We start from the raw sequence: 10,813 nt of genomic DNA, 5'->3' as shown, positions 1-10,813 counted from the left end.
GCGTCGTGTGCAAACACGCGCGCTCGCGGGGTTACTCGGCGTCGAGGCGGTGCTTGAGCGCGTCGAACTCGTCCTTGATGCCGGTCGGCAGCTTCTCGCCGACGAACTCGAACCACTCCTCGATGAGCGGCAGTTCCTGGCGCCACTCGTCGACGTTGACCTCGAGCGCGGCGTTCACGTCCGCGGCGTCGACATCCAAGCCGGACAGGTCGAGATCATCGGCCGTGGGCACGGTGCCGATCGGCGTGGTGCGGCCGCCGGCCTTCTGCTCGATGCGGTCGATGATCCACTTCATCACACGGCTGTTCTCACCGAAGCCCGGCCACAGGAAGCGGCCGTCGTCGCCGCGGCGGAACCAGTTGACGAAGAAGATCTTCGGCATCTTCGACTCGTCGGACTGCTTGCCGATGTCGATCCAGTGCGCGAAGTAGTCACCGACGTTGTAACCCAGGAACGGCAGCATGGCCATCGGGTCGCGGCGGACGGTGCCGACCTTGCCCTCGGCGGCCGCGGTCTGCTCGGAGCCCATCGTGGCACCGATGAACACGCCGTGCTGCCAGTCGCGGGCCTGCGTCACCAGCGGCACCGTCGTCTTGCGGCGGGCGCCGAACAGGATCGCCGAAATCGGCACACCCTGCGGGTCGTCCCACTCGGGCGCGAGTGTGGGGCACTGCGACATCGGGGTGCAGTACCGCGAGTTCGGATGCGCGGCCTTCTCCTCCGAGTCCGGCGTCCACTCGCGGCCCTTCCAGTCGGTGAGGTTCTGCGGCTCGCCCTCGAGGCCCTCCCACCACACGTCGTTGTCGCTGGTCAGCGCGACGTTGGTGAACACCGTGTTGCCGGCCTCGATGGTCTTCATCGCGTTCGGGTTCGACGACCAGTTGGTGCCCGGCGCGACGCCGAAGAAGCCGAACTCGGGGTTGACGGCATACAGGCGGCCGTCCTTGCCGAAGCGCATCCAGGCGATGTCGTCGCCGATGGTCTCGGCGCGCCAGCCCGGGATCGTGGGCTGCAGCATCGCGAGGTTGGTCTTACCGCACGCCGACGGGAACGCGGCGGCGACGAAGTAGGCCTTGTTCTCCGGGGAGATCAACTTCAGGATCAGCATGTGCTCGGCGAGCCAGCCCTCGTCGTGTGCCATCGCCGAGGCGATGCGCAGCGAGTAGCACTTCTTGCCCAGCAGCGCGTTGCCGCCGTAACCGGAGCCGAAGCTCCAGATCTCGCGGGTCTCCGGGAAATGGGTGATGTATTTCGTGTCGTTGCACGGCCAAGGCACGTCCTTCTGGCCAGGCTCGAGCGGTGCGCCGATCGAATGCAGCGCCTTGACGAAGAAACCGTCGGTGCCCATTTTGTCGAGCGCGGCCTTGCCCATGCGGGTCATCGTCCGCATCGACACGACGACGTACTCGGAGTCGGTGATCTCGACGCCCAGCTTCGGGTCCTCGGCGCCCAGCGGGCCCATGCAGAACGGCACCACGTACATGGTGCGGCCGCGCATACACCCGCGGTAGAGGTCCGTCATGATGCCGCGCATCTCCGACGGATCCATCCAGTTGTTGGTCGGGCCGGCGTCGATCTCCTTCTCGGTGCAGATGAAGGTGCGTGACTCCACACGGGCCACGTCGGACGGGTCGGACAGAGCGAGGTACGAGTTCGGCTTCTTCTTCTCGTCGAGCTTGGTGAAGGTGCCCGCCGCCACGAGCTGCTCGCACAGCCGGGCGTTCTCTTCGTCAGATCCGTCGGTGAAAACCACGCGGTCGGGCTGCGTCAGCTCGGCGACCTCTTGAACCCAAGCGAGCAGACCCTCGTGCTTCGTCGGTGCGGTGTCCAAACCTGGGATGGTCGCTGCGGTCATGAAAATCTCCTGTGTCTGTTGCTGCCAGGACCCAAGGCTCCGTGTGCGCCGCCCAGACAGGGACAGGCAGCGCTGCGGTCTCCCTATACCGAGGTTATCGCGGGTGAGAAGCGCGCGGTGAATCGGGAGTGTGTCCGATCACTCACAGGAACGATTCAGATAGCTGTTTCACAGGTCTTTTCCCGATCGAACGCCGTCACCTGACGCGTGTCAACTTGGAAAACGGCCACCCTCGGTCGGCTGGGGGTCGGGCCCAGCGACCCGCAGCGAATCCGCACGGCCGTACAACTCGGCGCGTACGGCGTCCAGCGCGCGCTGCAGCGACGGCAGCCTGCGGTCGCGTTCGGCGGCGGCTCGTGCGGTCTCGAGCGCGTGCTGGCGCAGTTCGGCGTCGATCGCGGTGATCCGTTCCGCGGTGGTGGCGGCCTCGCGATCGTCCCGGGCGGCCAACTCCGATGCCAACGCACTCTCGGCGGCCAGCACCCGCGTCGCGACACGTTCGTCGAGCGCGGCCTTGACCGTGCCGGTGACATCGGTGAGCCAGCGGTCCAGCATCGCCCGGTCCTGCAGCACTCCACGAATGCCGACCACCCACACCGTCAACACCAACCCCACCAGACCGCCGGCCACCAGACCGGCGACGGTCAGACCTGGGGCCAGCCCGGTGAACAAACGCGTGACGGCCAGCGCCACACCCAGACCGAAGCCGGCGCCCAGGATCATTGTCAGCTGCGTCTCCAGCCGCCGCGACTTCAACCACGGCGGGGCGATCTCGGGGAGCGCCGGGGCGTCGGACACCGTTGGAGCGGTCAATCCGACGTGCGCCGCCACCTTGGTCAGGTGCGCGGTGACACCCTGCTCGACGTCCGCGACGACCTCGCCGAGGCGTTGGCGCACCCGTGACTCGAAGTCACCGAGGGCCCTGCGGCCCAGCGCCGATGCATTCTCGGCGAGTTCGGCCCGCACCGCGGTGCAGTGGTTGCGCGCGAGATACCCCAAGTGAACGCGGGCCTGCTGAATCTGGGTGCGCAGGGCGATGCTGCGTTCGGACTTCGTCACCCGGCGATTCCGCACGATGTCGTCACGGCTCTCGTGCAACGCCGCCACGCGGGCACGTCGATGGGCGCCATCACCGTCGGCACGGTACTGGCGTGCCATCGATTCGATACGTGTTTCCCACGCTCGCAGGCGGTTTCGTCGTGCCAACTCAGGGTCGGCCAGCCGCTGCCGCAGCACGCCCACGAGTTCGTCGACCCGCGGCTCCCCCAGATCCGGGGCGGCGGCCGCGCCCACCCACGGCACGCTGGCGTACCGCGGCGACCGGTCGGCCAGTGCGGCACGATCGGCGGCCAGCACCTCGCGCCAGTTGCGGTGGGTGTCGATCTTCGACACCACACCGACCACGAGGTCGGTATGTCGTGAGACCAAATCGACCAGCTCACAGTCGGATTCGGCCAGTGGTGACACCGCCGACACCACGAACACCACAGCAGCGGGGGCTTCGGCCTGCCCGAGATCCTCCGCCTCGACGAAGGTGTGCTCGGGCATCCGCTCCCGCAGCGCCGCCGCCACGCTCGTCGTGCCCGCCAGCCAGGGCCCCGTCACCAGCACGACGTCGCGGGCGCGCACCGCCGGCGGGGCCAACCCCGGTTCGACGGCCGCGACCACCGCGTCGGCCGACGCGAGTTGATCGGCGCCCGTCACATCGGCCGTCACCGGGACCGTCCTAACAGGCGAAGCGAACCCCGGCTGATGTCCGCGGCGCAGGCGCGGTGCAACGCGTTGACGGGACCGTTGCCGTATCGCCGCCAGTGCACGGCCCGGCGCAGATGGGCGGCCGGATCGTCGCCCCGGTCGACGCTCGCCCCCGCGGCCTCGACGACGTCGACTGCCGCCGTCATCACCGCGAGGACGGCATCATCGGTCACTACCAGGTTGGCCAGCCGCGAATCGTCGGATTGCGTTGCGAGCGCGCGTAACTGGGCCAGTGCGGTGCGCAGCCTCCGGTACCGCAGCGGTGCCCCCGCCGCATCGACGCACTCCACGACCCGGTCGAGCTGGCTGAGCTTGCGCAGGTGGTTCGGCAACGATTCGAGGCTCGCGCCGCGGCCCAGCGCGAGCACCGCGTGCGCGATGCCGAACCGGTCCAGCGCAGCGAGCAACCGCTCGCGCACCTCCCGCGGCAGCCGATGCGGCGCATCCACGAACGCGTCGGTCGACGACAGGTCGGCGGGTTCGGTGAGCAGAGTCGCCAGCGCATCGAGCAGCTCGCCGGTCAGGTTCACGTCGGCGAGCAGCGCGACCATCGGCACCGTCGGCAGCCCGGTCAGGGCCCGACACCGTGCGGCTCGTTGATAAGCGTGCGCCATCGGCCCCGCCGCACCGAAGCCTGCGAGGTCGGCCTTGTTCATGAGGACGACGGCCGGTCCGCCGGGCTCGTCGAGAAGCACCCGGTCCTCGGGTTTGAGGGCTTCGGCGATCACCAGCACGTCGACATCGGCGACGCCGTCGGATGACACCGCCACGCCCACGGCCGTCAACGCGGCGGCCACGGTCGCGCGGCCGACGCCCTCGCGGCCCCGCACCGCGACCCGCGTCGGCGCGCAGAGCCGCCTGGCGATCGCCGTCAGCCGCGGATCGCGGCGTTTCTCACAGATTTGCAGCAGCGTGTCGACGAAAATCTGGTGACCTTCCCCTGTCGTGGGCGCGGAGAACAGCGCCCCCGGCCCGCCTTCGACGATCGTGACACCTCGGCCAGCGTCGTGGGAGCGGCCGTGTCTGCACCTGGGGATAAGCCGCCGATACCAGTCGAAGGCAACTGTTGGGTATCAATCTGTACCACGATGCGGGTACTCCACTGTCGATGAGCGACCATGGACGAATGCATCTGCCCGGGCCCGACGTCGCCGAGGGGTCGACTTCGGGACCCGAGGCTTCCCGTCCACCGGCCGTTCCACAGCACCGCTATCCCCGCGTCACCAGCTTCCGCACGCGGCGTACCACGCTGTCGGCCGCACAGCAGGCGACATGGAATCGGCTGTGGCCCGAGATCGGCATGCAGGCGCGCGACGGTGACGTGCCCGCTCCGCTGGTCGACACCGACGCGTGGTTCGGGCGGTCGGCACCCGTGGTGGTGGAGATCGGCTGCGGGGCCGGCACCTCGACGCTCGCGATGGCCAAGGCCGAGCCTGATCTCGACGTCGTCGCGGTCGAGGTTTACCGCCGGGGGCTGGCCCAGCTGTTGTCCGGTATCGAACGCGAAGGGGTGCCCAACATCCGGCTGGTCCGCGGCGACGGCGTCGACGTGCTGCAGCACATGTTCGGACCCGGCTCGCTGACCGGTGTGCGGGTGTTCTTCCCCGACCCGTGGCCCAAGGCCCGCCACCACAAGCGTCGTCTGCTGCAGCCGGCCACCGTCGGGCTGATCGCCGACCGGCTGCGTCCCGGCGGCGTCTTCCACGCGGCGACCGACCACGCAGGCTACGCCGAGCAGATCGCCGAGGTCGGCGATGCGGAGCCACGGCTGCGGCGGGTGAACCCGTCGGACGGGCTTCCGATCTCCGTCGAACGGCCGGTCACCAAATACGAAGGCAAGGCGCAGCACGCCGGCAGCGCCGTCGCCGAATTGCTGTGGGAGAGGCCATGAGCCTCACCGAGGACATCAGGCACATGGAAGATGTGGCGCCCCCCGAGTCGCCGGCCCCGGCCGATGCGACGGCCCGGGTGCTGCTGGTCTGGGACGCGCCGAACCTCGACATGGGGCTCGGCTCGATCCTCGGCGGCAGGCCGACGGCCGCACACCGGCCACGCTTCGACGCGTTGGGCCGCTGGCTGCTGACGCGCACGGCCGAGCTGTCTTCCCAACTCGAGGGAACTGCCCGTCCCGTCTCGCTGGAGCCGGAGGCCACCGTCTTCACCAACATCGCACCCGGCAGCGCCGACGTCGTTCGGCCTTGGGTGGAGGCGCTGCGTAACGTGGGGTTCGCGGTCTTCGCCAAGCCGAAGATCGACGAGGACAGCGACGTCGACAGCGACATGCTGGACCACATCGCGCTGCGCCGCGGCGAGGGTCTGGCCGGGCTGGTGGTGGCTTCGGCCGACGGGCAGGCCTTCAAACAACCGTTGGAAGAGATCGCCCGCGACGGCATCCCCGTCCAGGTGCTCGGATTTCGCGAACATGCGAGCTGGGCGCTAGCGTCGGATACCTTGGAGTTCGTCGACCTGGAGGACATCCCCAATGTCTTCCGGGAGCCGTTACCGCGAATCGGCCTCGATTCGCTGCCCGAGCAGGGGGCATGGTTGCAGCCGTTCCGGCCGCTGTCCTCGCTATTGACCTCGCGGGTCAACAACTGAACCGCTCAGGGGTCGCCATCGACTTCGAGAGAATCGAGTAAGGAGCTTACGTGTTCGCCTGGTGGGGTCGAACGGTGTACCGGTATCGATACATCGTCATCGGCGTCATGGTCGCGCTCTGCCTCGGTGGCGGCATCTTCGGGATCAGCCTCGGCAATCACGTCACCCAGAGCGGCTTCTACGACGAAGGCAGCCAGTCGGTCCACGCGTCGGTGGTGGCCGACGAGGCCTTCGGCCGCGACCGAACCAGCCATGTGGTGGCCATACTCACCCCGCCCGACGGGCAGAAGGTCGACAACCCGCAATGGCAGAGCGACGTCGTCGGCGAGCTCGACAACTTCGTCAAGGATCATCCCGACCAGGTGGTGAGCTGGGTCGGCTGGCTGCGGGCGCCGGACGCCGCGAACGCGACCGTCCAGCAGATGAAGACCAGCGATCTGTCGAAGACGTTCGTGAGCATCCCCCTGCAGGGCAACACCGACGACGAGATCCTGAAGAACTACCAGGCCGTCGAACCGGACCTGCAACAGCTCAACGGCGGGCGCATCGAGTTGGCCGGCCTGAACCCGCTGGCCAGTGAACTGACCGGCAGCATCGGCGAGGACCAGCGGCGCGCCGAGGTCGCGGCCATCCCGCTGGTGTGCGTGGTGTTGTTCTTCGTCTTCGGTGGTGTCGTCGCCGCGGCACTCCCCGGCCTCATCGGCGGTCTGACGATCGCCGGCGCGCTGGGCATCATGCGGCTGCTCGCAGAGTTCATGCCGGTGCACTTCTTCGCCCAGCCGGTGGTGACGCTGATGGGCCTGGGTATCGCGGTGGATTACGGCCTGTTCATGGTGAGCCGGTTCCGCGAGGAGATCGCCGAGGGTTACGACACCGAGGCGGCGGTCCGCCGCACCGTGATGACCTCGGGCCGCACGATCATGTTCTCCGCGGTCATCCTGGTGGCGTCGTCGGTGCCGCTGCTGCTGTTCCCGCAGGGCTTCCTGAAGTCGATCACCTACGCGATCATCGCCTCGGTCATGCTGGCCGCGATCCTGTCGGTGACGGTGCTGGCCGCGGCCCTGGCCCTGCTCGGACCCCGCGTGGACGCGCTCGGTGTGCGCACCCTGCTGCGGTTCACCAAGCCCTATCCGGCCCCGTCGCCCGCGGAGACCACCGACCGCACCAACCCGCTGGCGATCGCGTCGATCCCGCTCGGTGTTCTCGTACCTTTTGCCGCGATCCCCGTCGGACACATCGCCAGGGCGCAGATCCGCCGGACCTATGACAAGGGCGCCAACTACGCCCTGCTGGGCCTGGTGCTCGGCTATGTCGGTTCGTTCGCCTGGATCTTCGTCGGCCTGTTCGCCGCGAAGGACACTCTCGGAACGGGCATCTTCTATCTGCTGCTGGCCATCGCGATCTTCGTGGCGGGCACCATCCTGGTGCTCTCGGCCGCGAGCATGAGCTCGCTGGTCCGCAAGCCGACGGTGTGGTGGCTGAACTGGCTGGCCGAGAAGACCCAGAAGACCAAGACCCGCGCCGAGGTCGAGAAGGGCTTCTGGGGCAAGCTGGTCAACCGGGTGATGAAGCGGCCGATCGCCTTCGCCGCGCCCATCGTCATCGTGATGATCCTCATGATCATCCCGCTGGGGCAGCTCTCGCTCGGTGGCATCAGCGAGAAGTACCTGCCGCCGGACAACGCCGTTCGCCAGGCGCAGGAGGCGTTCGACCGGTCGTTCCCGGGGTTCCGCACCGAGCCCCTGACGCTGGTGATCGAGAACGACGACGGCGAACCGGTCACCGATCAGCAGGTCGAGGAGATCCGCAGTAAGGCGTTGATGATCCCCGGGTTCATCCAACCCGAGGACGACCCGAGCAAGATGTGGCAGCCGCGCCCGTATCAGGAGGGCGGCTCGCAAGACCCGTCGGTTCGGGTGATCCAGAACGGCCTCGAAAACCGTAACGACGCGGCGAAGAAGGTCGAGGAACTTCGCGGCATCGTGCCGCCGCGCGGGTTGTCGATCTCCGTCGGTGGAACCCCGGCGTTGGAGCAGGACAGCATTCACAGCCTGTTCGACAAGCTGCCACTGATGGTGACCATCCTCATCGTCACGACGACGATCCTGATGTTCCTGGCGTTCGGATCGGTGGTGTTGCCGATCAAGGCCGCGGTGATGAGCGCGCTCACGTTGGGCTCGACGATGGGCGTGTTGACCTGGATGTTCGTCGTCGGGCACGGCTCCGGGTTGATGAACTACACACCGCAGCCACTGATGGCGCCGATGATCGGGTTGATCATCGCGGTCATCTGGGGTCTGTCGACCGACTACGAGGTGTTCCTGGTGTCCCGCATGGTGGAGGCCCGGGAGCGCGGTCTGTCCACAGCCGAAGCCATCCGTGTCGGCACCGCGACCACGGGCCGGTTGATCACCGGTGCGGCGCTGGTGCTCGCGGTGGTCGCCGGCGCTTTCGTGTTCTCCGACCTGGTGATGATGAAGTACCTGGCGTTCGGGTTGCTGATCGCACTGCTACTCGACGCCACCATCGTCCGGATGTTCCTCGTGCCCGCCGTGATGAAGCTTCTCGGCGACGACTGCTGGTGGGCGCCGCGGTGGATGAAACGCATCCAGGAGCGCATGGGGCTCGGCGAGACCGAGCTGCCCGACGAACGCAAACGCCCCGCCGTGCGCGAAACCGTCGAGGACCCGGAGGCACTGGTCGGTGCGGGCGCACCGGTACCGCCTCGGCCGCGCCCGCCCCACGATCCGACGCATCCCGTCTCGGGGTCGCGTCCCGGCGCCACCCGCGCCGCGCCGCAGCGGGTCCCCTCGGCCACCGGTACGACGCGCATCCCCAGCACGACCACACCACCCGCGGCGCCGGCCGACGAACCGCAGACCACCCGGTTGTCGAGCGCGAAGAATGCGGTGCGCAACGCGGTGAGCAATGCCGCGGCGACGGCGCGACAGGCCGCGCGGCCACCGGCGCCGCCCGCCCCGCCCGCGTCGGCTCCGGTCCGTCCGGGCGGGGGCCGCCCGCCGCGGGAGGAGCGCGAGATCGAGTCGTGGCTGGGCGAACTGCGCGGCACCGGCACACCGCCGTCGCCGGCACCCGCCCCGCAACGGCCGTCGGCCGAACCCACCAGGGCGATGCCGACGGCGCCGGAAGGCAGGGATCAACGCCCGCGCGTGACGCCTCCCGTACCCGGCAATGAGCCCACCACGGCGATCCCGACACCGCGGTCGCAGCCGCCCGAGCCCGCGCGAGACCCCGCCGCGGCGCGGGATCCCGACGCGACCCAGGATTCTGACAAGACCCAAGCCATCCCCACTCCGGGCAAGCAGGCCGACGACGCCGAGGCTGCGACCGAGAAGCTCAACACCCGCGAGGATGAAGAGCGTCAGCGCCGCGGCGGCGTCAGCGCGCAGGACCTGCTGCGCCGCGAAGGCCGGCTGTAGCCGCTTCCGTCGCCAAGGTCAGTCGACGTCGTCGCTTTCGGCCTTGACCAGAGGACCCTCGTCGGCTTCGAGGGCTTCCTTCTCGGCGTCTGGATCCCGCGCCGTCAGTACGCGCACGGCGCTGTTGAGGAAGGCCAACACCGGCACCGCCAGCAGCGCACCCACGATTCCCGCGAGCACCCCGCCGCCCGCGATCACCAACACGATGGCGAGCGGATGGATGGACACGGCGCGGCCCATCACCAACGGCTGCAGCACGTGGCCTTCCAGTTGCTGTACCGCGATGACCAACCCGAGCGTGATCAACGCGTAGATGAAACCTTTCGCGATCAACGCCACGACCACCGCGAGCGCGCCTGCCACCACGGCGCCGACCAGCGGGATGAACGCACCGAGGAACACCAGCGAGGCCAGCGGCAACGCCAGCGGCACCCCCATGATCGCCAGGCCGGTGCCGATGCCGACGGCGTCGACGAGCGCGACCAAGAAGGTGGCCCGTACGTATCCGATCAGCGAGTGAAAGCCCGCCCGGCCCGCCTCGCGCACCCGGTCACGGACGTGGACGGGGAAGATCTGGGTGACGAACGCGAAGATGTTGCGGCCGCCCTGCAGCAGGAAGATCAGCGTGAACAGCACCAGCACGGCGCCGGTCACGATCTCGGTCACCGTGCCCGCCGTCGACAGCGCGCCCGTCGTCACCCTTTCCTGATTGTTCTGAAGGGCCTCGATCGCGGCGTTACCCGCGTTGTCGATCTGATCCCGGCTCAGATGTAGCGGACCCTCGATCAACCAGTTGCGCATCCCGTCGATGCTGCGGCTGACCTGTTGAGTCAGCTCCGGTGCACCCTCGATGAACTGGGTGACGACGAAGGACAGAATCCCGCCGACCACGGCGAACCCGCTGAGCAACATCAGCGCCACCGCCCCGGCCCGGGGCGCTCCCCGCCGATCGAGGAAGTCGACGGCCGGCATCAGCAGGGCCGCCAGGATCGTCGCCAGCGCGACCGGTACGACGATGATCTCCAGCCGCTTGAACACCCACAGCAGGGCGACGATGGCGGCGAGGATGACCAGTAGACGCCACGACCAGGCTGCCCCCTTGCGAACGAGAGGTGAGACGGACTCGTCATCAACAGATGGGCCCCCAGGCATCCCGATAGCGTAA

7 protein-coding genes are annotated in these 10,813 nt (G+C 68.5%); 3 read left to right on the top strand and 4 right to left on the bottom strand.

The features are described from left to right. Nucleotides 1-31: 31 nt before the first annotated feature. From AU198_RS16175 to AU198_RS16165, 3 genes are all read right to left on the bottom strand, one after another. A complete protein-coding gene (locus tag AU198_RS16175) occupies nt 32-1,855 on the bottom strand; it encodes a phosphoenolpyruvate carboxykinase (GTP) (RefSeq protein ID WP_064349199.1) in 1,824 nt (607 codons plus the stop codon). Nucleotides 1,856-2,065: 210 nt separating this feature from the next. Next, entirely contained in the window at nt 2,066-3,571 is a 1,506-nt protein-coding gene (locus AU198_RS16170) for a hypothetical protein (protein ID WP_231744688.1), read from the bottom strand. Next, nucleotides 3,568-4,518 carry a hypothetical protein gene (locus AU198_RS16165; RefSeq protein ID WP_502689299.1) on the bottom strand — a complete coding sequence of 317 codons (951 nt, stop codon included), beginning with the start codon at nt 4,516-4,518 and terminating at the stop codon, nt 3,568-3,570. Before AU198_RS16165 ends, AU198_RS16170 begins: the two co-directional genes overlap by 4 nt. A gap of 200 nt (nt 4,519-4,718) precedes the next feature. Here AU198_RS16165 and trmB point away from each other — a divergent pair, with 200 nt between their 5' ends. The 3 genes from trmB to AU198_RS16150 are packed head-to-tail and all read left to right on the top strand — an operon-like array spanning nt 4,719 to nt 9,648. Continuing rightward, complete coding sequence (gene trmB, locus AU198_RS16160) at nt 4,719-5,501, top strand: tRNA (guanosine(46)-N7)-methyltransferase TrmB (RefSeq protein WP_064349470.1); 783 nt, start codon at nt 4,719-4,721, stop codon at nt 5,499-5,501. Nucleotides 5,502-5,524: 23 nt separating this feature from the next. Beyond that, nucleotides 5,525-6,208 carry an NYN domain-containing protein gene (locus tag AU198_RS16155; RefSeq protein ID WP_231744698.1) on the top strand — a complete coding sequence of 228 codons (684 nt, stop codon included), beginning with the start codon at nt 5,525-5,527 and terminating at the stop codon, nt 6,206-6,208. 50 nt (nt 6,209-6,258) lie between these two features. Continuing rightward, nucleotides 6,259-9,648, top strand: coding sequence for an MMPL family transporter (locus AU198_RS16150; RefSeq protein WP_064349194.1), 3,390 nt, complete (start codon nt 6,259-6,261; stop codon nt 9,646-9,648). 18 nt (nt 9,649-9,666) lie between these two features. Here AU198_RS16150 and AU198_RS16145 read toward each other — a convergent pair whose 3' ends face one another. After that, nucleotides 9,667-10,800: an AI-2E family transporter gene (locus AU198_RS16145; protein ID WP_064349193.1), complete on the bottom strand. Its 1,134-nt coding sequence runs from the start codon at nt 10,798-10,800 to the stop codon at nt 9,667-9,669. Between the last annotated feature and the right edge of the window lie 13 nt (nt 10,801-10,813).

Source organism: Mycobacterium sp. GA-1199 (genome assembly GCF_001500045.1).
Taxonomy (GTDB): domain Bacteria; phylum Actinomycetota; class Actinomycetes; order Mycobacteriales; family Mycobacteriaceae; genus Mycobacterium.
This window is presented reverse-complemented; position numbering and strand designations above follow the sequence as displayed.